Genomic DNA, 25,109 nt, shown 5'->3' with positions numbered 1-25,109 from the left:
ATCGGATCCCTGTCAGGAATCGGCGGGCCGCCCGGTTCAAGAGGCGAAACCCGCTGAAGACAGCCGTCATGACAGGAGCCACGCCATGCAGCACCGCATCGTCGTCCTCGGAGCCGGCTACACCGGAGCCACCGCCGCCGGGCGCCTCGCCAAGCGACTGCACCGCGCAGACGTCGCCATCACCCTCGTCAACGCCGAGCCCGACTTCGTCGAGCGCGTCCGGATGCACCAGCTCGCAGCCGGCCAGGACCTCGCGCCTCGGCCCTTCGACGAGATGTTCGAGGGCACCGGCGTAGCACTGAAGCAGGGGACGGTCACCGCTCTCGACGTGGACCGCAAGACCGTCACGGTCGCAGCCCCGGAAGGCGCGGGGGAGCGGGAGGACGAGGTCCTGGCGTACGACACCCTCGTCTACGCCCTCGGCAGCGGCTGGAACGACCAGGGCGTGCCCGGCACCGCCGAGTACGCCCACGAGGTCGCCGGCCGCCCCGGAGCGCTCCGGCTGCGCGAGCGCCTGGCCGGCCTGTCCGCCGGGGAGTCCGTGGTCGTGGTCGGCGGCGGCCTCACCGGGGTGGAGACGGCGACCGAGATCGCCGAGGCCCGCCCGGACCTCGATGTCGCCCTGGCCGTCCGCGGCGGATTCGGCGACTGGCTCTCGCCCAAGGGCGGCGGGCACCTGCGGAAGACCTTCGACCGGCTCGGCATCACCGTCCACGAGCACACCGGCGTCACCGCCGTCGACGCCGACCGCGTCACCACCGCCGACGGAACGACCCTCCCCGCCGCGGTCACCGTGTGGACCACGGGCTTCGCCGTCCACCCCATCGCACAGGCCACCACCCTGGACGTGAGCGGCACCGGCCAGATCGTGGTCGACCGGACCATGCGCTCACTGTCGCACCCGGACGTGTACGCCGTCGGCGACGCGGCCCTGGCGATGGGCCCCGGGGGCAAGCCCCTGCGGATGTCGTGCGCCTCGGGCGTCCCCACCGCCTGGCAGGCCGCCGACGCCATCGCGGCCCGTCTGACCGGCGGGAAGGTTCCCAGCGTGCCGGTGCGCTACTTCAACCAGTGCATCTCCCTGGGCCGCAAGGACGGCCTGATCCAGTACGTCACCGCCGACGACCGCGCCAAGTCCGCGGCCCTGACCGGCCGGCTCGCCGCGCTCTACAAGGAGATCATCTGCAAGGGCGCGGCCTGGGGCGTCGCCCACCCGACGGTCCTGCCGGTGCGCCGCCGCCGCATCGTGCGGGAGACCGCCGTCGTCCCGGAGGGCGCACCGGTCAGGACGGCGGCCTGATCCGTGGGGGCGCCGGCCGTCTCAGACCGGGTAGGCGTGGGTCTGGGCCGCCTTCACGGTGGCCCAGACCTCCGCCCCCGGGTGGAGGCCCAGCTCGGCCGCGGCGACCGTCGTGAGGTCGGCCGCGAGGGGCAGCTCACCGGTGAGGTCGGCCCGGATCTGGTCGCCGTGGGTCTCCAGGCCGGCCACCTCGCAGCGCCACAGGTTGCGGGCGCTGGAGCCGGTGGGCCGCTCGCGGTGGAGGGTGACCGCGCTCGGCGGGAACGCCACGAAGACCGGGCCGGACAGGACCTCGGTGGTGGTGAGGGGCGGCCCGTCGGCCAGACGGACGGTGTGGCCGTCCGCCTCTCCCCGGTAGAGGTTCAGACCGACCAGCCGCGCGATGTAGTCCGTGCGGGGGTGGCGGGCGATGTCGGCCGGGGTGCCCTCCTGCACGACCCGGCCGTGCTCCACGACCACCAGCCGGTCGGCCAGCACCATGGCGTCGAGCGGATCGTGGGTGACGAGCACGGCCACCGCCTCGAAATCGGCCAGATGGCGCCGCAGCCGGGCGCGGACCTCCAGCCGGGTGCGGGCGTCCAGGGCCGCCAGCGGCTCGTCGAGCAGCAGCAGCCGGGGCCGGGTCGCCAGGGCGCGGGCGAGGGCGACGCGCTGGGCCTGTCCGCCGGAGAGCCCGCGCGGCTTGGCACCGCTGTGCGACGCGAGGCCCAGGCGCTCCAGCCACTCGGCGGCCTGCGCCCGGGCCTCAGCCTTGGTCGCGCCGTGGCAGCGGGGGCCGAAGGCGACGTTGTCGAGGGCGGTGAGGTGGGGGAAGAGCAGGTAGTCCTGGAAGACCACCCCCACCGGCCGGGCCTCCGGCGGCGTGCGGTCCAGCTCCGTGCCGTCCAGCCGCAGATGGCCGTCGGTGAGCGGGGTCAGACCGGCCAGGGCCCGCAACGCGGTGGTCTTGCCGGCGCCGTTCGGCCCGAGCAGGGCGACGACCTCGCCGCGCGCGACGGTCAGCGCCACGTCGAGGCGGAAGTCGCCGCGGTCCACGACGAGCCGGGCGTCGAGCCCGTCCGCCGCCGTGCCGGCGTGCGTGTTCGGCTGCTGGTGGGTCTCGGTCATCCGGCACGCATCCAACGGTCGCGCAACCCCGCCAGCACCGCGATCGACACGGCCAGCAGCACCAGGCTGAGGGCGATCGCGGCCTCCGGGTCGCTCTGCAGGGCCAGGTAGACGGCCAGGGGCATGGTCTGGGTGCGGCCGGGGAAGTTGCCGGCGAAGGTGATCGTCGCGCCGAACTCGCCCAGTGCCCGGGCCCAGGCCAGCACCGCGCCCGCCGCGACGCCCGGCGCGATCAGCGGCAGCGTGACCCGGCGGAACGCGGTGAAGCGGGACGCCCCCAAGGTGGTGGCGGCCTCCTCGAAGCGCGGGTCGGCGGCCCGCAGGGTGCCCTCGACGCTGATGACGAGGAACGGCATCGCCACGAACGCCTCCGCGATCACGACCCCGGCCGTGGTGAAGGGCAGCGTGATCCCGAACCACGAGTCCAGCCACTGCCCGACGATGCCGTTGCGGCCGAGCGCCATCAGCAGCGCGACACCGCCGACGACCGGAGGCAGGACGAGGGGCAGGGTGACGAGGGCGCGCACGAGTCCGCGGCCGGGGAAGTCGACGCGGGCCAGCAGCCAGGCCAGCGGTACACCGACGACCAGGCTCACCGCGGTCGCCGCCGTGGCGCACAGCAGGGACAGTCTGAGCGCCTGCCACACATCCGGGCTGGTCAGCTGCCCGGGCAGGCTTTGCCACGGGGCCCGCACGAGCAGGGCGGCCAGCGGCACGATCAGGAAGGCCAGGCCGATCAGCGCGGGGATCAGCAGCGGCAGCGGGACGCCCGTGCGGACGCGCCGGCGCCGCGGACCGCCCCGGAGGGTCTCGGCCGCGGCCCGGGGCCGGTCGGTCGGGGAGGTCACGGCTTGAGGAATCCGGCCCCGCTCAGGACCTTCTGGCCCTCGGCGGACCGCACCAGCGCGATGAACGCCTTGGCGGCCTCGGCGTTCGGCGCGTCCTTGAGCAGGGCGATCGGATAGTCGTTGACGGCGTCGGCGGACTCGGGGAACTCCACGCCCTCCACCTTGTCACCCGCCGCGCGCACGTCCGTCCGGTAGACGAGGGCGGCGTCGGCCTCCTTCAGCTCGACCTTCGTCAGCGCGGCCTTGACGTCCTGCTCGTAGGAGACGGGGGTGAGCTTCAGCCGGCTAGCGTCGAGAGCCTTCTGGGCGGCCGCGCCGCACGGCACCTCCTTGTCGCAGAGCACGACCTTCAGGTCCGGCCCGGTCAGGTCCTGGAGGCCGGCGACCTTGTGCGGGTTGCCCGGCAGGGTGGCGATCTCCAGTTTGTTGCGGACGAAGGTCGCGGGAGCGCCCGAGGCGTCCCCGGCGCCCGTGACGATCTTCATCGTCTTGGGGCTGGCCGCGGCGAAGACATCGGCCGGAGCGCCGCCCGTGATGCTCGCGGCGAGGGAGTCGCTGCCGCCGAAGCTGAAGGTGACCTTCGTGCCCGGATGCTCCTTCTCGAACTGCTTGCCCAGCGTCGTGAAGCTCTCCTTCAGCGAGGCCGCGGCGAACACGGTCACCTCGCCCGAGAGCCCGGTGGAGTCCGGTTTCGCCGAGGAATCCGAGCCGGACGACGAGCAGGCACTCAGGGCCAGCAGGGCGGCGGCTCCCACGGCGGCCACCTGGAGCGGTCGGCGGGTCCGGCGCGCGGTACGGGTCATCACGGGGGCTTCTCCCTCTGCTGGGTATGCGCCGATGATAATGCCGCAGATGCGAGGTGAAAGCCCCCTGTTGATTCGCATGAGCGGCGGTTGGCGTCTTGAGGGGCGGCATGTGCGTTCCTACGGCAGAGCGCTCTCTACCCGGTGCGGACCCGGTGCCCGTGGTGCTCCAGTGCCCAGCGGCCGAGGAGCGCCCCGCCGTAGACGACGAAGCCCACGCCGATGAGCCAGGACTCCACGACGAGGACGACACCCATCGCTCCGTAGCTGATCGCGTTGGTGACGATGAGGGGGGTGAAGACGAAGTAGGAGAACATGCGCAGGCCGCCCAGCCCCAGCATGGTGGCCAGCGCCCCGGGGAGCAGATCGCGCCAGCGGACCTGTCCGCCCAGCAGGAAGCGCTGCCCCCACCAGAAGAACAGCACCCCGGACGCCGAGCTCAGCGCGATGCGCTCCGGCCCCGAGACGAGGGTGCGTGTCTGCACCTCCTGGTACAGGTACGCGGTCATCGCGATCATCCACACCGCCTGCCGCCAGACGCGGTGCCACGGGCCCGAGGGCAGGCCCCAGATCCGCTCGTAGCCGTTCTGCACACTCCCGCCGAAGGCGACACCGAAGACGGCCAGCGCCACCCCGCCGAGCACGCTCGTGGTGCCGATGACCTTGCGCGGCGGGCTGATGATGTCCGTGAGCACCCGCGCGGACCGCCCGGACAGCCCCATGCCGTCGGCCAGCCACGAGGCGAAACCGCCCCGCCCCAGAGGGTCGGCGGCGGCGACCACGATCAGCAGCGGGGCCAGCGTGACCAGCGCCAGCGTGGCGAACCCCGTGGCCCGGTGCATCAACTCCAGTTCGCGGCCCTGCCGCACGAGCGTGTGGGCACCGGCCCGCCTCCACCCGCCGTGCACCGAGCGGCCCAGCCGCCTCACGGGAGCCGGCCCGCGCGGGCGCCCGCCGTGCCCGGTGGTGTGGTGACGGTCATGCCTCGGCCCGCCTCCCGCTCCGTGCTCCGTCCGCTCGCGGACATCGTTGACCGTTCCGCGACGGAGCAAACACGGCAAAGCGGGCGGCGCCCGTGCGGTCAGAGCCCCACGAACCCCGCCCCCGCGTCCCGCAGCCGCTCGTGCAGCCCCCGGAACACGGCCGACGAGCGGACCCCCGGCCAGTCGGCGGGAAGCAGCTCGGACGGCAGACCCGGGTCGGTGTAGGGGAGGTGGCGCCAGGAGTCCAGCGCGAGGAGGTAGTCCCGGTAGGCCTCCTCGGCCGGGGTCTCCTCGCGCTTCTCCCAGTCGCGCAGCACGCGCGCGTGGCGGTCGAGGAACGCCTCGTGCTCCTTGGCGATGGCCGCCAGGTCCCACCACCGGGCGACGGCCTCCGCGGTCGGGGCGAACCCGAGGTGGTCACCGCCGAAGAAGTCGACGTACCCGTCGAGCCGCAGCCGCTGGAGCGTGTGCCGGGTCTCCTCGTACAGCCGCGCCGGCGCGATCCACACGCCCGGAGCGGCCGTGCCGAAACCGAGCCCGGCCAGGCGGGAGCGCAGCACGTGCCGCTTCTGCCGCTCCGACTCCGGCACGGAGAACACCGCGAGCACCCAGCCCTCGTCCTCGGGCGGAGCCGAGGCGTAGATGCGGCGGTCGCCGTCGTCCAGCAGCTGGCGGGCGTCCGGGGACAGTTCGTAACCGGCCGCGCCCTGGGCGGTGCGGGCCGGAACGAGCAGTCCGCGTCTCTTCAGCCGCGACACCGAGGAGCGTACGGACGGAGCGTCCACGCCGGCCGCGGCCAGCAGCCGGATCAGTTCGGCTACCGGCACGGGGCCCGGCACGAAGCGGCCGTACGCGCCGTAGAGCGTGACGATGAGAGACCGTGGTGCATGCTGGTCGGACACGTTGATCATCTTAGGTCGTACGGATCATTCCCGGTCGCGTTCCGGTACCCCCGGGGCGCGCAGTCTGAACCGCTGGAGCTTGCCGGTGGCCGTGCGCGGCAGCGCGTCCAGGAAGACGATCTCCCGTGGGCACTTGTACGGCGCCAGCTCGCTCTTCACGAAGGCGCGCAGGGCCTCGGCGTCGCGTTCCGCGCCCTCCTTGAGGACGGCGAAGGCCAGTACGACCTGTCCACGGGCCTCGTCGGGCCGGCCCACGACCGCCGCCTCGACCACGTCCGGGTGCCGCAGCAACGCGTCCTCCACCTCGGGCCCGGCGATGTTGTACCCGGCCGAGATGATCATGTCGTCGGCGCGGGCGACGTAGCGGAAGTAGCCGTCGGGATCGCGGACGTAGGTGTCGCCGGTGACGTTCCAGCCGCCGCGCACGTAGTTCCGCTGCCGGGGGTCGGCGAGGTAGCGGCAGCCGACCGGGCCGCGCACGGCGAGCAACCCCGGCTGCCCGTCGGGCACGGGTTCGCCGTCGGCGTCCTGCACGCGCGCGTACCAGCCCGGGACGGGCACGCCCGTGGTCCCCGGCCGGATCCGGTCGTCGGCCGCGGAGATGAAGATGTGCAGCAGCTCGGTGGCGCCGATGCCGTTGATGACGCGCAGGCCCGTGCGCTCGTGCCAGGCCTGCCAGGTCGCCGCGGGGAGGTTCTCGCCGGCCGAGACGCAGCGGCGCAGGGACGAGACGTCGTGCCCGTCGAGCTCGTCGAGCATCGCGCGGTACGCCGTCGGGGCGGTGAACAGCACGGAGACCCGGTGCCGGGCGATGGCGGGCAGCAGCTGCCGCGGCCCGGCCTGTTCGAGCAGCAGCGCACTCGCCCCGGCCCGCAGCGGGAAGACCAGCAGGCCGCCGAGGCCGAAGGTGAAGCCGAGAGGGGGGCTGCCCGTGAACACGTCGTCGGCGCCCGGCTTCAGCACGTGCCGCGAAAAGGTGTCGGCGATCGCCAGCACGTCCCGGTGGACGTGCATGCAGCCCTTGGGGCGGCCGGTGGTGCCGGAGGTGAAGGCGATCAGCGCCACGTCGTCGGCCGCCGTCGCCACGGCCGCGTAGGGGGTGCCCGGCGCGGGGCGGTTCAGGAGGTCGTCCGGGGCGTCACCGCCGTAGGTCGTGATCCGCAGGCCCGGGATCTCGGCCTTGGCGAGGTCGTCGACGGCCCGGATGTCGCACAGGGCGTGCCGCACCCGGGCGATCTCGCACATCGTGCTCAGTTCGTGCGGGCGCTGCTGGGCGAGCACCGTCACCGCCACGGCCCCCGCCTTCAGCACCGCCAGCCAGCAGGCCGCGAGCCATGGGGTGGTGGGGCCGCGCAGCAGCACCCGGTTGCCGGGGACGACGCCGAGTTCGCCGGTGAGCAGATGGGCGACGCGGTCGACGCGGGCGCGCAGATCGCCGTACGTCCACCGCTCGCCGGTGACGGTGAGGAACGCCGGGCGGTCGTCGGCCGGGCCGTCCAGCAGTTCGGCGGCGCAGTTGAGCCGTTCGGGGTAGTGCAGCTCCGGCAAGTCGAAGCGGAGCTCGGGCCATTGGTCCGGGGGTGGCAGATGGTCCCGGGCGAAGGTGTCGACGTGGGCCGTGCCCCGTGGATTCATACGGTTCGCCCCCTTGGCGTGGTGGGCTCGCCTCTGGAGCGTATCGTGTTGGTGACGACAGTCAACGGTCCGCGATAGCCTCGGAGTGGCCCAGCCGGAACGCAGGGTGGCGGAGAAGGGACCGGCGATGACCGCATTCTCGCTCGAACCGGCACAACTCGCCTGGTGCGCCGAACTGCGCGCCCTGGCCGCGGAGCGGCTCCGCCCGCTGGCCGACAAGGCCGAACCGGGGCGGGTGAACCGCGCCCTGGTGGCCGAACTGGGCAGCCTCGGGCTGCTCGGACGCCTGTTCACCTCGGGCGCGCTCGACCTGTGCCTGATGCGCGAGTCCCTGGCCTACGCCTGCACGGAGGCCGAGACGGCCCTGGCCCTGCAGGGCCTCGGCGCCCATCCGGTCCACGCGTACGGCACACAGGCCCAACGCGCATACTGGCTCCCCCGGGTGACGGCCGGTACGGCGATCGCGGCCTTCGCGCTGAGCGAGCCCGGCGCGGGATCGGACGCGGCGGCGCTGCAACTCCGGGCGGAGGCGGACGCCGGCCTGCGGGGTGACCGGTCGCCGGACGCGGCGGAGCGGGCGCTGCGGGCGGAGAAGCGCGCCGTCTCACAGGAGGGCCGGTCCTCGGAGGGCGCTGCCCTCACCGCCGCCCCCGACGGCCCCGCCCGCTGGCGGCTCACCGGTGAGAAGTGCTGGATCTCCAACGCCCCCGGGGCCGACTTCTACACCGTCTTCGCCCGCACCACCCCGGGTGCCGGGGCCCGGGGCGTCACGGCCTTCCTCGTGCCCGCCGACCGCCCGGGCCTGACCGGCCAAGGTCTCGACATGCTCTCGCCGCACCCGATCGGCGCACTCGGCTTCGACGCGGTGCCGGTGACGGCCGACGACGTGCTCGGCGAGGCCGACCGCGGCTTCCGGGTCGCCATGGCGACGCTCAACCTGTTCCGGCCCAGCGTCGGCGCCTTCGCCGTCGGCATGGCGCAGGCGGCCCTCGACGCGACCCTCGCCCACACCGCAGGACGGGACGCCTTCGGAGGCAGGCTGAAGGACCTGCAAGCCGTCGCCCACCAGGTCGCCGAGATGGCCCTGCGCACGGAGGCGGCCCGGCTGATGGTCCACGCGGCGGCGTCGGCGTACGACGCGGGCGACCCGGACGTGCCCCGGCGCTCCGCCATGGCGAAACTGCTCGCCACCGAAACCGCGCAGTACGTCGTCGACGCGGCCGTCCAAATGCACGGCGCCCGGGCCCTGCAACGCGGCCACCTGCTCGAACACCTCTACCGCGAGGTGCGCGCCCCGCGTATCTACGAGGGGGCCAGTGAGGTGCAACGAGGCATCATCGCCAAGGAGTTGTACGCCCGTCAGGAGGCCCGGTGAGCACCGAGCGCGTCAACCCGCCCGAGCTGTCCCCGCCGGCCGGTTTCTCCCACGCCGTGGTGGCCTCCGGGTCACGGGTGGTGTTCCTGGCCGGCCAGACCGCCCTCGACGCCGATGGCAAGGTGGTCGGCCGCACCCTGCCCGAGCAGTTCGCAAGGGCCCTCGCCAACCTGCTGACCGCCCTCACCGCGGCCGGCGGCGCCGCGTCGGACCTGGCCCGTGTGACGGTCTACGCCACGGACGTCGAGGCGTACCGCGCGCACGCCCCCGAACTCGGCCGCCTGTGGCGCGAGGTGGCCGGACGCGACTATCCCGCCATGGCGGTCGTCCAGGTCGTCCGGCTGTGGGACGCGGAGGCGATGGTGGAACTGGACGGCTTCGCGGTCCTGCCGTAGCGGGACCGGCGTGCCGCCGTGAAGCGGCCTCGGGTCAGGCCGCGACGGCCAGTCCCTCGGCCGTCACCCGGCGGGGCTGCACCACGCGCCCGTCGGGGAGCAGTTCGCCGGTGTCGTCGAAGACGACCGTCCCGTCGCACAGCAGGCTCCAGCCCTGCTCGGGACGGGCCGCCACGATGTGCGCGGAGGGGGAGGGGGAGTCGGTCGCGGGGCACTGGGGCTGGTGGGCACACATGGCGCACCTCCACGTCGGTAGGGCCATCCGAAGGGTTCGTATGACTCGTACAGACAGACCATCCTCCCGTCCCGGACTCATCGGAACGGCCCGGCGGGAAGCGTGACACGCCCCGGACATTCCCGGGACGGTTCCACTACGGCCGGCGCGGACTGGCCACCGAAGGGGTGAGGCTGACGGGCGCCCGGCCCGTGGGGCCGGTACGAGTAGAGATCTCAGTTCCACCCTTTTCGGGAGGTTTCCCCATGCGTGTACGTCCCCTTCTCGGCGCGGCGGCCGGTGCCGCGCTGCTCCTGCTCACGGGCGCGGGCGCGGCGCCCGCCACCGCGTCCGCCCTCGCCCCCACCGGCTCCGTGACGGTCGACACGGTGGGCCGGATCGCCGCCGACGGCACCGTCACCCTGTCCGGCACCTACCGCTGCGCCGGCTCCAGCGGCCCGGTCTTCGTCAGCTCCTCCGTGAGCCAGGGAGCCTCCACGACCCGTTACGGCATCGGCGGCACCCGGGCCGTGTGCGACGGCGCCGAGCACCGCTGGGTGAACTCGGGCCGGACCAGATCCGGCGCGCTGGTGGCCGGGACGGCGCACGTCGAGGCGACCGTGATGGAATTGCGCAGCTTCGGCGTCCTGCCGCTGCCTGTCTTCCATGCGGTCAAGAACCAGGACATCGCTCTGACCCGGGGCTGAACGCGACGGTGAACGGAACCGGTGAGCGGCCCGGGTTCGCGGGGGCTCACCGGTATAAGAGCCAAGCGACGTAAAGCAGTTGTTCATACCGGGACACCAGGGGTAGTAAGGTGCCATGACTGCTCTTGGTGCTGTCTTCCGACCTCAACTGCCCCCCGAGAAGCTGCGCGACATAGCCCGTACCGCCGAGGCGGCGGGGCTGGAGGAGCTGTGGTTCTGGGAGGACTGCTTCCTGGAAGGCGGGGTCGCCACCGCGTCCGCCGCGCTCGCCTTAACCGAACGGCTGCGGGTCGGCGTCGGACTGATGCCCGTGCCCCTGCGGAACGTCGCCCTCACCGCGATGGAGGCCGCCACCCTGGACCGGCTCTTCCCCGGGCGCTTCACGCTGACCGTCGGGCACGGCGTACAGGACTGGATGGGGCAGGTCGGAGCGCGGGCCGAGTCGCCGGTCACGCTGCTGCGTGAGTACCTGGACGCGCTCCGGGCGCTGCTGCGCGGCGAGCGCGTCACCACCGACGGGCGGTACGTGAAGCTCGACGACGTCGGCCTCGACTGGCCCCCGTCCACCGCTCCCGATGTGCTCGCCGGCGTCACCGGCCCCCGTTCGCTGCGCCTGTCGGGCGAGGCCGCCGACGGCACGCTGCTCAGTGAGGCCACCCCGCCGGACGGCGTGCGCGAGGCCCGCCGGCTCATCGACGAGGGTCGCGCGGCGGCCGGCCGCACCGGCTCCCACCGCGTGGTCGTCTATCTCCTCACCGCCACCGGGCCGGACGCCGCCGCCCGCCTCCAGGCCGAGCGCACCGCCTCGGGCACGGACGAGATCCCCGACCTGGGAGTCGCCGGCGACGCCGGTGCGGTGGCCGAGGCCGTTCAGCGCTTGGTCGCCGCCGGTGCCGACACCGTCGTCCTCGAACCCACCGGTGATGAGCCGGACCCCGAGGGCTTCGTCCGCTTCGTGGCCGAAGAGGTCCGCCCCCTCGTCCCGTGACACGCGCCGAGGGGCACTCCGTGCGCTACTCCTGGACGTGCCGGATGGAGTCCAGCACGATGTGCGCGACATGGTCGTCGGTGAGGCTGTACCGCGTCTCGCGGGCCTGACGCCGGGCGGTGACGATCCGGGAGGTGCGCAGCACCCGCAGGTGCTGGGAGACCAGCGGCTGGCTCACGCCCAGGGCGGTCACCAGTTCATGGACGTACTTGCCCCCGCCCGACAGCTCCCGCACGATGCCCAGCCGTACGGGAGAGGCCAGGGCGCGCAGCAGCTCGGCGGCCGCCTGCAGGGTCGGGTCCGGCTCGTCCGTCGGGGGAGAGGGCGTCGTTGTCATATGCATATATTAGCATATGACAACGATTCTCAGTTCACCCTCCATCTTCCGGGGGGGGGTGACGGGGTCAGTGGTCGTCCCAGTGTCCCTCGTGGGCGGCGTGGCGGTGGCCGTCGTGCACGTAGTCCGTGTGGTCGTCGTGCCGCACGGCCAGGTGGCCGCAGTTGTCGCCGTGCTGGTGGTCGTGGTTCTGGTGCACCGTGTGGCCGTCGCCCGTGCACTCGTCGGTGTGGTTCTCGTGCGTCCGGTGGATGTGGCCGTCGTGGGCGTAGTCCGTGTGGTCGCCGTGGGTGAAGGCGAGGTGCCCGCAGTCGTCGCCGTGGGCGTGCGCGTGGTCCTCGTGGGTGATGTGCTGGGCGGTGGTCATGGGGGGAGCTCCTTGCGTGTGCTGGGGGCGACCGTGGCGCTTCGGCCGAGGTTCGCATGGTGACATTAACATATAGCGATTCCTGCATGTATTTTCGCGGGCCTCGCCCCCGCCCGCCACCCGACGTGGGGCGCACGGGTGAAGCGCCGGGCTAGCGCACCGCCACGACCACGCAGCTGTCGCCGTACTGCCACACCGGTCCGGCCTTGTCGAAGCCGGCCTGCCGGAGCAGTTCCAGGTGGGCGGGGAGCGGGAGTTCGGCGGGGCGGCCGGTGTCGGGTGCCGCGCGGCGGCGGCGCTCCGCGAGCAGGTCGGTCAGCTCCGGGTCGTCGCCGGCCGCCGCCCACCAGGAGTCCCAGTCCTCGTGGGCGAACACGCGCTGCCGCTCGGCCCGGCACCGCCCGACGTGGGCGGCGATCCCGGCCGGGCCCGTCACGCCCTGGGGGAGGTGGTCGCCGTTGACGAGAACGCCCCCGGGGCGCAGCAGCACGGCGAGCTGCCGGTAGGTCGCGAGCAGGGTGTCGCGGTCGAGGTAGTGCAGGGCCGTGGTGGAGACGGCCGCGTCCAGGGGCCGGTCCAGATCCAGGGCCCACGTCCAGCCGGGCGCGCCGATCTCGGCGTCGACGTAGCGGGCCGCGTCCGGGTGGTGGGTGCGGCCCAGCTCCAGCAGGAGGGGGTCCCGGTCCACCGCCACGATCTCCGCGTCCGGCAACCGCCGGATCAGCCGGGCCGCGAGGGAGCCGGGCCCGCAGCCGAGGTCCACGACGAGGGGTGCGGTCGCGCACCCGGCCGTGGCGTGCTCGACGACATCGGCGATCACCGTGAACCGCTCCTCGCGGTCCACGGCGTACCGCTGCTGCTGCAGCTCCCAGCGCTCCACCCATCGCTCCGCCGCCGCCAGACTCAGCCCCATCCGGTCGCGCCACCTCGCCGTATCGCACCTGACTCCTGCCGGCCAGAGCCTACAGGTGGAAACGGTTCCCATTACGCATAGTCGGCCATGTCAGGGGAGTGAGGCGAGAACCGACAGCAGCCGGTCGATCTCCTCAACGGTGTTGTACACGTGCAGACTCACCCGCACCGAACCGGTCTTCTCGCCCGCGTCGCCCTGGCAGTGATGATCCGAGCGGACCATGAACCCGTGGCTGAACAGGATGAACCCCAGATCGCCCGAGTCGATGGCGCGGTGCCGCAGGGTCACGATGCCCTGGCGGCGCTGCACGCTCGTGTCGGCGGCCAGGCTGAGCGGGCAGCCGAGGATCTCGTAGGTGTCCAGCCGGCGCAGCCCCTCCGTGAGGCGGGTCGCGAGATCGGCCGTCCAGCGCTCGATCCGGTCGAGACCGGCCGCGTCCAGCCAGTCCAGAGCGGCTTCGAGCGAGGCGATGCCCACGGTGTTCGGGGTGCCGCTCCAGCCACCGGGCACGAACGCCGGCCCGCGCGCCTGCCGGGCCCACACCGCCCCGGAACCGGGCAGGGCCAGCGCCTTGTGGCCCGAGAACACGACGAAGTCCACGTCCAGCTCGGCCACGGAGACGGGCAGATGGCCGACGCTCTGCGCGGCGTCCAGGCAGATGACCGCGTCCGGGCCGACGGCCTCACGGATGCGCCGCACGTTCATGTCACCGCCGTACACGTGGTGCACATGGGTGGTGGCGACGAACCGGGTGCGCGGGCCCGCCCGTTCGGCCAGCGCCCGGTGGTCGTAGTCCCCGGAGCCGCTCTGGTACGGCATCGGCACCACCCGCACGTGCACTCCCTCGCGCGCGAGCAGCCGCTGGGCCTCCAGCCACGGCACGATGTTGGCCTGGTGGTCGGCGTCCGGGACGACGATCTCGTCGCCGTCGCGCAGGAACCCCGGCAGCCAGTCGCGGGCGACGGCCCGCAGCCCGTCGGTGGTGCCGCCGGTGAAGTGGACGGCGGAGCGCTCCGGCCACGCGTCCCCCAGGAACCGGGCGACGCGCTCCCGGGTCCGCTCGACCAGCTCCGTGGTCCGGTTGGCCCAGGTGTAGGTGCCGCGCGCGGAGTTGGCGTTGGACGTCGTCAGGTACCTCTGCACGGCGTCCAGCACGGCCTGCGGCTTCTGCGCCGTGGCCGCGCTGTCCAGGTACGCCAGTTCCGGATGCCCGGTGACGATGGGGAACTGGGCGCGCAGCCCCTGCTGCCACGGGCGCAGATCCTCGGGGACGATCGGTGCGGTCATGTCGGTCAGTCCCGCACCAGGGGCGCGCCCGCGTCCCGCCAGGCGATGATGCCGCCGGCCAGGCTGCGCGCGTCGGGGTGGCCCATCCGGGTCAGCAGCGCCGCGTACCGCGCCGACTGCTCGCCGACCGGGCAGGCCAGCAGCACCGGCCGGCGCCTGCTGAACGGCAGTCCGCCTTGGACGAGTTCGGCGAACAGCTCGTCGACGATGTTGACCGACCCGTCGATGTGCAACGCGGCGTAGGCGTACGGGCTGCGCAGGTCGACCACGAGCGGCCGGTCGGTCTCGATCCAGCTCCGGGCCTCGGCCACGGTGACCGACGGTGCCCCGGTGACCTCGGCGTCGGACAGGTCGGCGGGCGAGTTCTTCCGGGGCGGCCGGCCGAGCAGATCGGGACGCCGCTGCCGGACGTAGCTCAGATAGCTTTCCACCCGGTCGCAGACGATGAACACGGCGGTCCGCCGCTCCTCCGACTCCTCGTCCAGCGCCCGCAGATGACGGACCGCGCCGAAGTAGGCCGCCCCGCCGGTGGGTCCGCCGAGGATGCCGCAACGGCGGTTCAGGGTCAGCATCCCCTCGATCGCCTCGTCGGCGCCGACCGACTCCATCGTGTCGTACGTGTCCGGGTCGAACAGGCCGACCTCCTGCACCTCGTCGATGGTGCGGATCCCCGGGATGAAGTCGGACTTGGCCGCCACGAGCCCGACCACCCGCACCGACGGGTCCTCCTCGCGCAGGGCGCGGGCGACGCCCGTGGAGGAACCGGCGGTGCCCACACAGGCGACGAACCAGTCCGGTACCCGGCCGTCCAGGTCCTTGACGATCTCCGGCCCGGTGCCGGTGAGATGGGCCTCGGTGTTGCGCGGGTTGAAGTACTGGTCGGTGTGCAGATAGGCGCTGCCGGAGGCGGACAGCGTCCGGTGGAACAGGGTCAGCGGATCGTCCGTGGCGGTCGGGTCCAGGCACTCGCTCTGCCCCGGCAGCTCCTCGATCTCCGCGCCGAGCAACAGCAGCAGGTCCTTGATCTCCGGCACCCGCATCCGGTTGGTGACGCTCTTGAAGCCCAGGCCGTGCATACCCGCGATGACCGCGAGGGCCTTGGCCGTGTTGCCGCTGGACAACTCGACGACCTGGCTGCCGTGTCCGACCGCCTCGGCCAGCAGGGGACCCGCCATGCTCCAGGCGGCCCGGTCCTTGACCGAGCCGAACGGGTTGAGCATCTCCAGCTTGGCGTACAGGTCGATGTTCCGAAGGCCGTGCACGGCCGGGTCTATCCGCACCAGAGGGGTGTTGCCTATCGCCTCGGTGATGCTGTCGTACCTCACTGGGCTCCCCCCGAGGGCGTGATCGGCCAGAACTGGTCGTCCAGGCACCAGTGCCACACGTCGCCGTCCTGCCAGGCCGCGACCTTGCGGGCGGCGGGCTGGTACTGGGCGCGCGTGGCGTGGAAGTCCATGGCGTAGCCCGCGGTGTTGGCGAAGGCCAGCAGGTCGCCGGGTTCCGGGCGGCGCGGCAGGAACACCGTGCGCCGGGTGATCAGGTCGCTCTCCAGACAGAGACTGCCGAAGAGGTGCACGGCGACGGGCCCCTCGCCCCGCCCGGCCCCGCTGCGGGGGAGGACGACCGGGTCCATCAGCACTCCGTGGTCCTCCAGAGCGATGTCGTCCGCCTTCGCGGCCAGCCGTACGAGCAGCGGCCCGTCTGCCTCCTGGCCACGGACCTCCAGGACCCGCGCCAGCGACAGGCCGCACTGGTCCAGCAGCGCCCGGCCGGGCTCGGTGTACAGGTCGTAGAGGTGCTCCAGCAGCAGCGCGGCCAGCGGGCGCCCGCCGAGTGAGGCGGCGGGCTGGGCCAGCAGCTCGTCCAGGTAGGCGGCGCCTGCGACGGGCCGGTGGGCCGGGTAGAGGCCGAGCGTCCCGCGCAGGGTGCCGGACTCGTTGCGCAGCCCGTAGCCGTGCCCGCCCCACGTCAGCGGCGGACGCCGGCCGAGCACGGCCGCGGTGAGCCCGCTCGTGTACGCCTCCCACTGTTCCCGCTCGGCGACATAGCTGACGCCGAACCCGCCGCCGACGTCCACGGCCCGGGGCCGCAATCCCCGGCTCCGGCACAGCTCCAGCGCGGCCAGGCACCCTTCGAGGGCGGTCGCCTTCTCCGCGACGCTCGTCGTGTCCAGATGGAAGGCCACCCCCGCCGGGTCGACGGCGTCGGCATGCCGCTCGACCGCCTCCAGCAGCGACTGCAACTCCCGTACGGGCGTGCCGAAACGGCTGCGCCGGCTCAGCACCTTCACCCCCGAGGTCTCGAAGCCCGACAGCCGGAGCAGCACCCGCACCGGCGCTAGCGCGTGCTTGCGCACCAGAGCGGCGAGCCGGTCCAGCTCGTCGGCGGCGTCGACGCCGACCGTGACCCCCGCCCGGGCCGCCAGCCACAGGAACTCGGGGTTCTTCGGACCCGTGGCCATGATCCGGCCGGCGTCGAACCCGGCACCCAGCGCGTGCTGCAACTCGCCCAGCGACGCCACGTCCACGCCCGCGTCCGTCGCGGCGAGCCGCCGCAGCAGCGCACTGGACCGGTTGGCCTTGTGGGCGTAGAAGACCTGTCCCGGCAGATGGTGCGCCCGGTACACCGACCGGAACCGCTCCAGGTTCTCGGCGATCTGGTCCGGCACCACGACGTGCAGAGGTGAGCCGAGCGCGCCGACGAGCGAGTGCAGTGTGCCGTGCGAGGCCATGAGCGACCTCAGCCGGGGCTCCAGCCGCGGTGCGAGGTACAAGGGTTCCGGCTGCGGTCCGACGTGCATGAGCCGGCCGTCCATGCGCGCTCCCTCCCCTGAAGCCGCAGCACCCGGCATCCGGGCACGTCGGACACTCCTCGCGTATCGCCGTATGACCCCTATCCATTCTTCGGTCGCTTTACGCCCTGTAAGGCCCGGGCCCGGGCCCCGGCCGGTGTGAAGCGGATCACGGGCCGGGGAGCGGCGCGCGCCGGGCGCGAGGCGGCGGCATCCGCGGTCCACGGCTCGTCACGGACCTCCGGGTGCCGCACGCATGCGCTTCTCGCCCCGGGGGTACTCCGGGCCGAGACCGGCAACCGACCCGTCCGAGGAGGGACGTGGACTGGCATCCGCTGCGGCTCACCACCCCCGTCAAGCAGCACGTCTTCGGCGGCCGGGCCATCGCCGGACGGCTGGGCCGCACCGGGTTGCCCGACGGGCCGATCGCCGAGACCTGGGAGGTCAGCGACGTCGAGGGCGATGCCTCGACCGTCCTGGACGGCCCCCTCGCCGGGCGCACCCTCCGGCAGATCATGGCCGAGCACCCCGTCGAACTGCTCGGAGCGCGGCTCCCGCCCGGGCCCCGTTTCCCACTGCTCACCAAATTCATCGACGGCCGCGGGGCACTCCCGGTGCATCTGCACGCCGACGACGCCACCGCCCGCCGCCTGGAGGGCGAACCCCACGGCAAGACGGAGGCCTGGCACGTCCTGGACGCCGCACCGGGAGCCACCGCCCTGGTCGGTGTACGCGCCGGCGTGGACCGCGACACCCTGCACCGGGCGCTGCTGGCACAGGACTTCGACGCGGTCATGCGCCGCCTGCCGGTCCGCGCGGGACAGACCGTCCACGTCCCCGGCGGCACCCTGCACAGCTTCGGCCCGGACACCCTCGTGTACGAGATCGAGCAGACGTCCGACATCCAGCAGCACGCCATGCGCAGCCGCATGGAGGACGGCTCGCCCGTCCCCGACGACGAGTGGCACGCCAACCTCGCCCGCCTCCTCGACGAGTGGCGCCCCGGCCCCCGACCCGAGTTCCACTCCGGCCTCGACGTTCGCCGGCACGACGGTGTCGTACGCACCGTGCTCTGCGCCGGCCCGCACTTCGCCCTCGAACGCTGGTCCGCCGGCACGGCGACGCCCTGGCCCTACCGCTTCTCCACCGTGCGGATCCTCACCAACGCGGGCGCCCCCGTCACCGTCACCGCCGGCCCCTGGACGGGCCGGCTGGACCGCGCCCGCACCCTCCTCCTGCCCGCCGTCCTCGGTGAAGTCCGTGTCCAGGGCCCCGCCGATGTCCTGATCGGCTACGTGCCCGACCTGGAGCGCGACATCCGCGCCCCCCTTCTCGCCGCCGGCCACGGCCCGGCCGCCGTCGCCGCCCTCGGGGAGGGGCTCGGTCCGCGGTGACGGGCCGGTGACAATCGGGACGGACCCGTAGCGGGCCCGCAGGGCAACGGATGCGGCCGGTGGCGGGTCGTACGGGGGGCAAGGGCGAAGGCCCGCGCACCCGCCCGGGAAAGCCGGGGGAAACCGATGGGGGAGACCATGAAGATCCGTACCCGAGGCATCCGTACCACCGTGGCCGCGCTGGCGGCCGTCGCCGGTGTCGCCGCGGCCGCCGTGCCGGCCGTCGCGGCCACCGCGCCGGCCTCCGACACGCCCCGGTTCCTGGAGCCGGCCGAGCTGCCGCCGCACCCGGCCTCGCCCTGGTACGCCGGTCCGGTCACCGCCGGCCAGCCCGACCCGCTGCCGATGTGCGTGGGCGACGCGCTGCCGTCCATCACCACGCACCGGGAGTACTGGACGGAGTACGACACGAACGCCCAGCAGCTCACGGTCGAGGGGCGCAGCGAGCAGTGGGCGAAGGACTTCGCGGCGCTGCTGCGCAAGGACCTCGCCGGCTGCGCGAAGAAGCTGATGCAGCAGGACCCCGACATCAAGGCGACCCAGAGGTACTACGGCCGGGTGAACGTCGAGGAGGGCGCCGACGTCTACGGCATCCACACCGCCTCCGCCTGGGGCTCCTCCGACATCGGCCTCTTCTCGGTCGGCCGCGACGGCGCGACCGTGACGGTCGTCCGCTGGGGCCAGATGGGCAACTTCCAGCACGCCCAGGTGGCGGACTTCAAGGCCACGACGGTGACGGCGGTGAACAAGCTGTACTGACGGCTCAGCCCCGGGGTGGCTCGGTGGGGGCGTCGTACACGAGGAGCCCGTCGTCGCGCAGACGGGCTCCCGGTGTCGGCGTATGGGCGCTCAGGCGGCCGTCGTGCATGAGGTGGCGGGCCGGGACGCCACGGGCCAGCACCGCGAAGTCGGCGATCAGCCGGCGGTGGCAGCGCCACCAGACCGCCTCGCTGCACATCACGGCGGTTCGCGCGCCGGCCGCCTCCCGCAGCAGCCGGTCCATCGCTGCGACGAACCCGGGGGAGCGGGTGTGGGCGGCGTACCCGCGGAAGGACTCGTTGCGCCACACGACGTCCGGACTGTCGGCGGGCAACGGGCGGAACCCGCCGAGGTCGGGCTCCCACCGGTAGGCGAAGCCGGCCGCCGGCATCCACTCGGCGAGCCGCTCCCGCAGCAGATCGGGATTCCGGCGGCTCCCGGGAGCCGTCCGCACGTCCACGACGGCCGCCACACCGGCATCGCGCAGCAGCTCGCCGATCCGGTCCCGGCCGGCGGTGCTGTGCCCGAAGGTCAGCAGGAGCGCGTCCACAGGGGCGGACTTTCCCGTTTCGGCGGACCCACACCTGAGGGCGCGCTCACCGGGAGATGTCCCGGAAGGGGCCAGCCGGCGCTGCGAAGCGCGGGGCTCTATAGAGTCACGGTGGCCCCCGAGACAGGGGTCACCCCTCTTGTGAGAGACGAGCGAGGTGCCCGCCATGGCCGCCGCAGCACTGCTCATCGGCTTGGCCATGTTCTTCCTCGCCCCGGTCGTCCCCTGGCTGCTGTTCCCGATGCACCGCCGGGCAGGGGCCGCCGCCGCGGCGGTGTGGGGGGCGGCGCTCCTCATCATGACCACTGTCGTCTGGGACGGGGCGTTCCTCGCGCCGGCGCTCCTCACCGCCTTCTCGTGCTGCGTCCGCCTCGTGGTCGAGGCCACCGGCACCCTGGAGGGACCGCGCGCACGGCGCCGCGCCCGCCACGCGTAACGCCACGTGGCGCGCGTCGCTCAGCATCCCCTGGCAAGGCCATGGCCATCTCGCCACACCCCTCCCTGACCCGCCGGCCTGCGAGTCGGACGGGGTGCGGCGCATCCGCTCGTTCAGATGTCCCGGAACGTCTCGATCTGCGCCCCGACCGAGTTCAGCCGTTCCGCCAGGTCCTCGTAACCCCGGTTGATGACGTACACGTTGCGCAGCACCGACGTGCCCTCGGCGGCCATCATCGCCAGCAGGACGACCACCGCGGGGCGCAGGGCCGGCGGGCACATCATCTCGGCGGCGCGCCAGCGGGTCGGGCCCTCGACCAGGACGCGGTGGGGGTCCAGGAGCTGGAGCCGGCCGCCGAGGCGGTTCAGGTCGGTCAGATAGATCGCCCGGTTGTCGTAGACCCAGTCGTGGATGAGGGTCTTGCCCTGGGCGACCGCCGCGATGGCCGCGAAGAAGGGGACGTTGTCGATGTTCAGGCCGGGGAACGGCATGGGGTGGATCTTGTCGATCGGCGCCTCCAGCTTGGAGGGCCGGACGGTGAGGTCCACCAGCCGGGTACGGCCGTTGTCGGCGAAGTACTCGGGCGTGCGGTCGTGGTCGAGGCCCATCTCCTCCAGCACGGCCAGCTCGATCTCCAGGAACTCGATGGGCACGCGGCGGACCGTCAGCTGCGACTCGGTCACCACGGCCGCGGCCACCAGGCTCATCGCCTCGACCGGGTCCTCGGAGGGGGAGTAGTCCACGTCGACGTCGATGGTGGGCACGCCGTGCACGGTGAGGGTGGTCGTGCCGATGCCGTCGACCTTGACGCCGAGGGCCTCCAGGAAGAAGCAGAGGTCCTGGACCATGTAGTTGGAGGAGGCGTTGCGGATGACGGTGATGCCGTCGTGCCGGGCGGCCGCGAGCAGGGCGTTCTCGGTGACCGTGTCGCCGCGTTCGGTCAGGACGATCGGGCGGTCCGGGCTCACCGCGCGGTCCACCCGGGCGTGGTACTGGCCCTCGGTGGCGGCGATGTCCAGGCCGAAGCGGCGCAGCGCGATCATGTGCGGCTCGATCGTGCGCGTGCCGAGGTCGCAGCCGCCGGCGTAGGGCAGTTTGAAGTGGTCCATGCGGTGCAGCAGCGGGCCGAGGAACATGATGATGGAGCGGGTGCGGCGGGCCGCGTCCGCGTCGATCGACGCCAGGTTCAGCTCGGCCGACGGCACGATCTCCAGGTCGACGCCGTCGTTGATCCACCGGGTGCGCACGCCGATGGAGCTCAGCACCTCGAGGAGGCGGTACACCTCCTCGATGCGGGCGACGCGGCGCAGCACCGTGCGCCCCTCGTTGAGCAGTGAGGCGCACAGCAGCGCCACGCACGCGTTCTTGCTCGTCTTCACGTCGATGGCGCCGGACAGCCGGCGCCCGCCGACCACCCGCAGATGCATCGGACCGGCGTAGCCGAGCGACACGATCTCGCTGTCGAGGGCCTCCCCGATGCGCGCGATCATCTCAAGGCTGATGTTCTGGTTGCCGCGCTCGATCCGGTTGACGGCGCTCTGGCTGGTGCCGAGCGCCTCGGCCAGCTGCGACTGTGTCCAGCCCCGGTGCTGCCGGGCGTCACGGATGAGCTTGCCGATGCGTACGAGGTAGTCGTCTGCCATGAGGCCGAGGTTATCTCAGATATGAGATGTAACCCGAGCTGGGGGTCCGAACGGGTGACGAGATGTTAATTCCGCCCGGGTCCCTCAGCGCTGGCGTGCCCGGGTGGTGCGCCGCCATCCGAAAGGCCCGGGAAGGTCCATCGATGTCGTGCGGCGTCCTGTGCTGCTGCGGGTGTGGCGCGGGCCGTTCTTTCCGCCGCCGGTGGTGATGGACCAGGAGCGCTTGTTGATGTTCAGTCGCACCCCCGGAAGGATCCGGAAACTCTTGCGGAACGTGAGCGGCATGCCTGTCTCCTCTCCGTCGTGCGTGGATACCCGGTTCGTCGTGTGCGGACCTGGTTCGGATACCCGGGAAAAGAGCGCGCATGACCGCGCGAGGGGCGCCGGGGCATGACCATCCGGCGCTCGTGTACTAGAGTTATCTCGACATCGAGATATCTGCCGAGAGAGCACCGCAAGCCGCCACCCTCGGTAAGGCATGCCTAACTTAGCCTTACCTTAGCGGATCGGCCGAGATGCCGTGGCGGCAGGATCGTGGTGGTACGCGCACATCAATGAAGGAGACTGTCGTGTCGGCGAACAGCTTCGACGCCCGCAGCACGCTGCAGGTGGGCGACGAGTCGTACGAGATCTTCCGGCTGGACAAGGTGGAGGGCTCGGCCCGCCTGCCCTACAGCCTCAAGGTCCTGCTGGAGAACCTGCTCCGCACCGAGGACGGCGCGAACATCACCGCCGACCACATCCGTGCCCTCGGCGGCTGGGACTCGCAGGCCCAGCCCAGCCAGGAGATCCAGTTCACGCCGGCCCGCGTGATCATGCAGGACTTCACCGGCGTTCCCTGCGTCGTGGACCTCGCGACGATGCGTGAGGCCGTCAAGGAGCTGGGCGGCGACCCGGCGAAGATCAACCCGCTGGCGCCGGCCGAGCTGGTCATCGACCACTCCGTCATCGCCGACAAGTTCGGCACCAACGACGCCTTCAAGCAGAACGTCGACCTGGAGTACGGCCGCAACAAGGAGCGCTACCAGTTCCTGCGCTGGGGCCAGACCGCCTTCGACGAGTTCAAGGTCGTCCCGCCCGGCACCGGCATCGTCCACCAGGTGAACATCGAGCACCTGGCCCGTGTCGTCATGGTCCGCGAGGGCAAGGCCTACCCGGACACCCTGGTCGGCACCGACTCGCACACCACCATGGTCAACGGCCTCGGCGTCCTCGGCTGGGGCGTCGGCGGCATCGAGGCCGAGGCCGCCATGCTCGGCCAGCCGGTCTCCATGCTCATCCCGCGCGTCGTCGGCTTCAAGCTCACCGGTGAGTTGCAGGCCGGCACGACCGCCACGGACCTCGTGCTGACCATTACCGAGATGCTGCGCAAGCACGGCGTCGTCGGCAAGTTCGTCGAGTTCTACGGCGAGGGCGTCGCCGCCACCTCGCTGGCCAACCGCGCCACCATCGGCAACATGTCGCCGGAGTTCGGCTCCACCGCCGCGATCTTCCCGATCGACGACGAGACCATCAACTACATGCGGCTCACCGGCCGCAGCGAGCAGCAGCTCGCCCTGGTCGAGGCGTACGCCAAGGAGCAGGGCCTCTGGCTCGACCCGGCCGCCGAGCCCGACTTCTCCGAGAAGCTCGAGCTCGACCTGTCGACCGTCGTGCCGTCCATCGCCGGCCCGAAGCGCCCGCAGGACCGCATCGTCCTCGCGAACGCCGCCGAGCAGTTCACGCAGGACGTGCGCAACTACGTCAACGACGAGTACGAGGCCAGCAAGGAGTCCTTCCCGGGTTCCGACGCACCCTCGACGATCCCGAACGGCACGCCGTCCAACCCGGTCACCGTGACCGCCCCCGACGGCTCGTCGTACGAGATCGACCACGGTGCGGTGACGGTCGCGGCCATCACCTCCTGCACCAACACCTCCAACCCGTACGTCATGGTCGCCGCCGCGCTGGTGGCCAAGAAGGCGGTGGAGAAGGGCCTGACCCGGAAGCCGTGGGTCAAGACCACCCTCGCCCCGGGCTCCAAGGTCGTCACCGACTACTTCGAGAAGGCGGGCCTGACCCCGTACCTCGACAAGGTCGGCTTCAACCTCGTCGGCTACGGCTGCACCACCTGCATCGGCAACTCCGGCCCGCTGCCGGAGGAGGTCTCCAAGGCCGTCAACGACCACGACCTCGCGGTCACCTCGGTCCTCTCCGGAAACCGGAACTTCGAGGGCCGGATCAACCCCGACGTCAAGATGAACTACCTGGCGTCCCCGCCGCTGGTCGTGGCCTACGCCCTCGCCGGCTCCATGAAGGTCGACATCACCCGTGATGCCCTGGGCACCGACCAGGACGGCAACCCGGTCTTCCTGAAGGACATCTGGCCCTCCGAGGCCGAGGTGAACGACGTCGTCGCCAACGCCATCGGCGAGGACATGTTCGCCAAGTCCTACAGCGACGTCTTCGCGGGCGACGCCCAGTGGCAGGCGCTGCCCATCCCGACCGGCAACACCTTCGAGTGGGACGCCGAGTCCACCTACGTGCGCAAGCCCCCGTACTTCGAGGGCATGGCCCACGAGCCGTCCCCGGTCGAGAACATCTCCGGCGCCCGGGTGCTCGCCAAGCTGGGCGACTCGGTCACCACCGACCACATCTCCCCGGCCGGTGCCATCAAGGCCGACACCCCGGCCGGCCAGTACCTCACGGAGCACGGCGTCGAGCGCCGCGACTTCAACAGCTACGGCTCCCGCCGCGGCAACCACGAGGTCATGATCCGCGGCACGTTCGCCAACATCCGCCTGCGCAACCAGATCGCGCCGGGCACCGAGGGCGGCTACACCCGCGACTTCACGCAGGCCGACGCGCCGGTGTCGTTCATCTACGACGCCTCGCAGAACTACCAGGCCGCCGGCATCCCGCTGGTCGTCCTGGCCGGCAAGGAGTACGGCTCCGGCTCCTCCCGCGACTGGGCCGCCAAGGGCACCGCGCTCCTGGGCGTCAAGGCCGTCATCGCCGAGTCCTACGAGCGCATCCACCGCTCGAACCTCATCGGCATGGGCGTCCTGCCGCTGCAGTTCCCCGAGGGCCAGACCGCCGCGTCGCTCGGTCTCACCGGTGAGGAGACCTTCGACTTCACCGGCGTCGAGGAGCTCAACAACGGCACCACCCCGCGCACGGTGAAGGTCACCACCGACACCGGCGTCGAGTTCGACGCGGTCGTCCGCATCGACACCCCCGGCGAGGCGGACTACTACCGCAACGGCGGCATCATGCAGTACGTGCTGCGCAGCCTGATCCGCAAGTAAGCGGACCACGACGGCAGTTCGCGGGCCGCGCCCCCGGGTGACCGGGGGCGCGGCCCGCGCCGTTCACCGGATCCACCGTGGAAGCCGC

25 protein-coding genes are annotated in these 25,109 nt (G+C 72.4%); 9 read left to right on the top strand and 16 right to left on the bottom strand.

Translation table 11 applies throughout. The features are described from left to right. Positions 1–85: 85 nt before the first annotated feature. Positions 86–1,300 carry an NAD(P)/FAD-dependent oxidoreductase gene (locus ABTX60_RS01515; protein ID WP_352095046.1) on the top strand — a complete coding sequence of 405 codons (1,215 nt, stop codon included), beginning with the start codon at positions 86–88 and terminating at the stop codon, positions 1,298–1,300. 21 nt (positions 1,301–1,321) lie between these two features. Here ABTX60_RS01515 and ABTX60_RS01510 read toward each other — a convergent pair whose 3' ends face one another. From ABTX60_RS01510 to ABTX60_RS01485, 6 genes are all read right to left on the bottom strand, one after another. Continuing rightward, the gene (locus ABTX60_RS01510) at positions 1,322–2,407 is read right to left on the bottom strand and encodes an ABC transporter ATP-binding protein (protein ID WP_352095045.1); all 1,086 of its coding nucleotides are present in this window, start codon (positions 2,405–2,407) and stop codon (positions 1,322–1,324) included. Then, positions 2,404–3,255, bottom strand: a complete 852-nt coding sequence (modB, locus tag ABTX60_RS01505) for a molybdate ABC transporter permease subunit (RefSeq protein ID WP_352095044.1) — start codon at positions 3,253–3,255, stop codon at positions 2,404–2,406. Before modB ends, ABTX60_RS01510 begins: the two co-directional genes overlap by 4 nt. Next, positions 3,252–4,058 (bottom strand): molybdate ABC transporter substrate-binding protein, encoded by an 807-nt coding sequence (gene modA, locus ABTX60_RS01500; RefSeq protein ID WP_352095043.1) that lies wholly within the window; start codon positions 4,056–4,058, stop codon positions 3,252–3,254. Before modA ends, modB begins: the two co-directional genes overlap by 4 nt. Positions 4,059–4,195: 137 nt before the next feature. Continuing rightward, positions 4,196–4,987 (bottom strand): YhjD/YihY/BrkB family envelope integrity protein, encoded by a 792-nt coding sequence (locus ABTX60_RS01495; protein ID WP_502992257.1) that lies wholly within the window; start codon positions 4,985–4,987, stop codon positions 4,196–4,198. Positions 4,988–5,139: 152 nt separating this feature from the next. After that, positions 5,140–5,952, bottom strand: coding sequence for a PaaX family transcriptional regulator (locus ABTX60_RS01490; protein ID WP_352095042.1), 813 nt, complete (start codon positions 5,950–5,952; stop codon positions 5,140–5,142). Positions 5,953–5,967: 15 nt separating this feature from the next. After that, positions 5,968–7,578, bottom strand: a complete 1,611-nt coding sequence (locus tag ABTX60_RS01485) for an AMP-binding protein (protein WP_352095041.1) — start codon at positions 7,576–7,578, stop codon at positions 5,968–5,970. 127 nt (positions 7,579–7,705) lie between these two features. Between ABTX60_RS01485 and ABTX60_RS01480 the strand changes: the two genes are divergently transcribed. Continuing rightward, positions 7,706–8,953 carry an acyl-CoA dehydrogenase family protein gene (locus tag ABTX60_RS01480; protein ID WP_352095040.1) on the top strand — a complete coding sequence of 416 codons (1,248 nt, stop codon included), beginning with the start codon at positions 7,706–7,708 and terminating at the stop codon, positions 8,951–8,953. After that, the gene (locus ABTX60_RS01475) at positions 8,950–9,348 is read left to right on the top strand and encodes a RidA family protein (protein WP_352095039.1); all 399 of its coding nucleotides are present in this window, start codon (positions 8,950–8,952) and stop codon (positions 9,346–9,348) included. The genes ABTX60_RS01480 and ABTX60_RS01475 overlap by 4 nt, the downstream gene beginning before the upstream one ends. Before the next feature lie 34 nt (positions 9,349–9,382). Here the strand turns inward: ABTX60_RS01475 and ABTX60_RS01470 are convergent, their stop codons facing one another. Then, positions 9,383–9,583, bottom strand: a complete 201-nt coding sequence (locus ABTX60_RS01470) for a DUF5999 family protein (RefSeq protein ID WP_352095038.1) — start codon at positions 9,581–9,583, stop codon at positions 9,383–9,385. A gap of 245 nt (positions 9,584–9,828) precedes the next feature. Here ABTX60_RS01470 and ABTX60_RS01465 point away from each other — a divergent pair, with 245 nt between their 5' ends. Together ABTX60_RS01465 and ABTX60_RS01460 are read left to right on the top strand one after the other, a co-directional pair. Next, positions 9,829–10,269 (top strand): DUF6299 family protein, encoded by a 441-nt coding sequence (locus ABTX60_RS01465; protein WP_352095037.1) that lies wholly within the window; start codon positions 9,829–9,831, stop codon positions 10,267–10,269. Between the two features lie 115 nt (positions 10,270–10,384). Then, positions 10,385–11,257, top strand: a complete 873-nt coding sequence (locus tag ABTX60_RS01460) for an LLM class flavin-dependent oxidoreductase (protein ID WP_352095036.1) — start codon at positions 10,385–10,387, stop codon at positions 11,255–11,257. A 25-nt stretch (positions 11,258–11,282) separates the two neighbouring features. On the opposite strand, the gene ABTX60_RS01455 is transcribed toward ABTX60_RS01460, so the two are convergent. From ABTX60_RS01455 to ABTX60_RS01430, 6 genes are all read right to left on the bottom strand, one after another. Then, entirely contained in the window at positions 11,283–11,594 is a 312-nt protein-coding gene (locus tag ABTX60_RS01455) for an ArsR/SmtB family transcription factor (RefSeq protein ID WP_352095035.1), read from the bottom strand. 67 nt (positions 11,595–11,661) lie between these two features. After that, positions 11,662–11,961: a hypothetical protein gene (locus ABTX60_RS01450; protein ID WP_352095034.1), complete on the bottom strand. Its 300-nt coding sequence runs from the start codon at positions 11,959–11,961 to the stop codon at positions 11,662–11,664. Between the two features lie 151 nt (positions 11,962–12,112). After that, the gene (locus tag ABTX60_RS01445; protein WP_352095033.1) at positions 12,113–12,874 is read right to left on the bottom strand and encodes a class I SAM-dependent methyltransferase; all 762 of its coding nucleotides are present in this window, start codon (positions 12,872–12,874) and stop codon (positions 12,113–12,115) included. A gap of 90 nt (positions 12,875–12,964) precedes the next feature. Further along, positions 12,965–14,161 (bottom strand): aminotransferase class V-fold PLP-dependent enzyme, encoded by a 1,197-nt coding sequence (locus ABTX60_RS01440; RefSeq protein ID WP_352095032.1) that lies wholly within the window; start codon positions 14,159–14,161, stop codon positions 12,965–12,967. Positions 14,162–14,166: 5 nt separating this feature from the next. Further along, positions 14,167–15,486 carry a pyridoxal-phosphate dependent enzyme gene (locus ABTX60_RS01435; RefSeq protein WP_352095031.1) on the bottom strand — a complete coding sequence of 440 codons (1,320 nt, stop codon included), beginning with the start codon at positions 15,484–15,486 and terminating at the stop codon, positions 14,167–14,169. After that, positions 15,483–16,976: a Y4yA family PLP-dependent enzyme gene (locus tag ABTX60_RS01430; protein ID WP_352095030.1), complete on the bottom strand. Its 1,494-nt coding sequence runs from the start codon at positions 16,974–16,976 to the stop codon at positions 15,483–15,485. The genes ABTX60_RS01435 and ABTX60_RS01430 overlap by 4 nt, the downstream gene beginning before the upstream one ends. 296 nt (positions 16,977–17,272) lie before the next feature. On the opposite strand from ABTX60_RS01430, the gene ABTX60_RS01425 reads away from it, so the two are divergent. Further along, positions 17,273–18,346: a type I phosphomannose isomerase catalytic subunit gene (locus tag ABTX60_RS01425; RefSeq protein WP_352095029.1), complete on the top strand. Its 1,074-nt coding sequence runs from the start codon at positions 17,273–17,275 to the stop codon at positions 18,344–18,346. Positions 18,347–18,472: 126 nt separating this feature from the next. Beyond that, positions 18,473–19,105, top strand: a complete 633-nt coding sequence (locus ABTX60_RS01420; protein ID WP_352095028.1) for a hypothetical protein — start codon at positions 18,473–18,475, stop codon at positions 19,103–19,105. A gap of 4 nt (positions 19,106–19,109) precedes the next feature. Here the strand turns inward: ABTX60_RS01420 and ABTX60_RS01415 are convergent, their stop codons facing one another. Then, positions 19,110–19,655 (bottom strand): DUF488 domain-containing protein, encoded by a 546-nt coding sequence (locus tag ABTX60_RS01415; protein ID WP_352095027.1) that lies wholly within the window; start codon positions 19,653–19,655, stop codon positions 19,110–19,112. A 166-nt stretch (positions 19,656–19,821) separates the two neighbouring features. On the opposite strand from ABTX60_RS01415, the gene ABTX60_RS01410 reads away from it, so the two are divergent. Beyond that, on the top strand, positions 19,822–20,091 hold the full coding sequence (locus ABTX60_RS01410) for a hypothetical protein (protein ID WP_352095026.1): 270 nt from the start codon (positions 19,822–19,824) through the stop codon (positions 20,089–20,091). A gap of 113 nt (positions 20,092–20,204) precedes the next feature. Here ABTX60_RS01410 and ABTX60_RS01405 read toward each other — a convergent pair whose 3' ends face one another. Together ABTX60_RS01405 and ABTX60_RS01400 are read right to left on the bottom strand one after the other, a co-directional pair. Then, positions 20,205–21,734, bottom strand: coding sequence for a helix-turn-helix domain-containing protein (locus ABTX60_RS01405; RefSeq protein WP_352095025.1), 1,530 nt, complete (start codon positions 21,732–21,734; stop codon positions 20,205–20,207). An 84-nt stretch (positions 21,735–21,818) separates the two neighbouring features. Beyond that, complete coding sequence (locus ABTX60_RS01400) at positions 21,819–22,019, bottom strand: DUF4236 domain-containing protein (protein ID WP_352095024.1); 201 nt, start codon at positions 22,017–22,019, stop codon at positions 21,819–21,821. 284 nt (positions 22,020–22,303) lie between these two features. Here ABTX60_RS01400 and acnA point away from each other — a divergent pair, with 284 nt between their 5' ends. After that, positions 22,304–25,021 (top strand): aconitate hydratase AcnA, encoded by a 2,718-nt coding sequence (gene acnA, locus ABTX60_RS01395; RefSeq protein ID WP_352095023.1) that lies wholly within the window; start codon positions 22,304–22,306, stop codon positions 25,019–25,021. Positions 25,022–25,109: the final 88 nt, after the last annotated feature.

Origin of the sequence: Streptomyces sp. NPDC126510, from assembly GCF_040302345.1 — a bacterium.
Lineage (GTDB): Bacteria > Actinomycetota > Actinomycetes > Streptomycetales > Streptomycetaceae > Streptomyces.
Note: the sequence above shows the minus strand (reverse complement) of the source record. Positions and strands in the feature narration are given on the sequence as shown.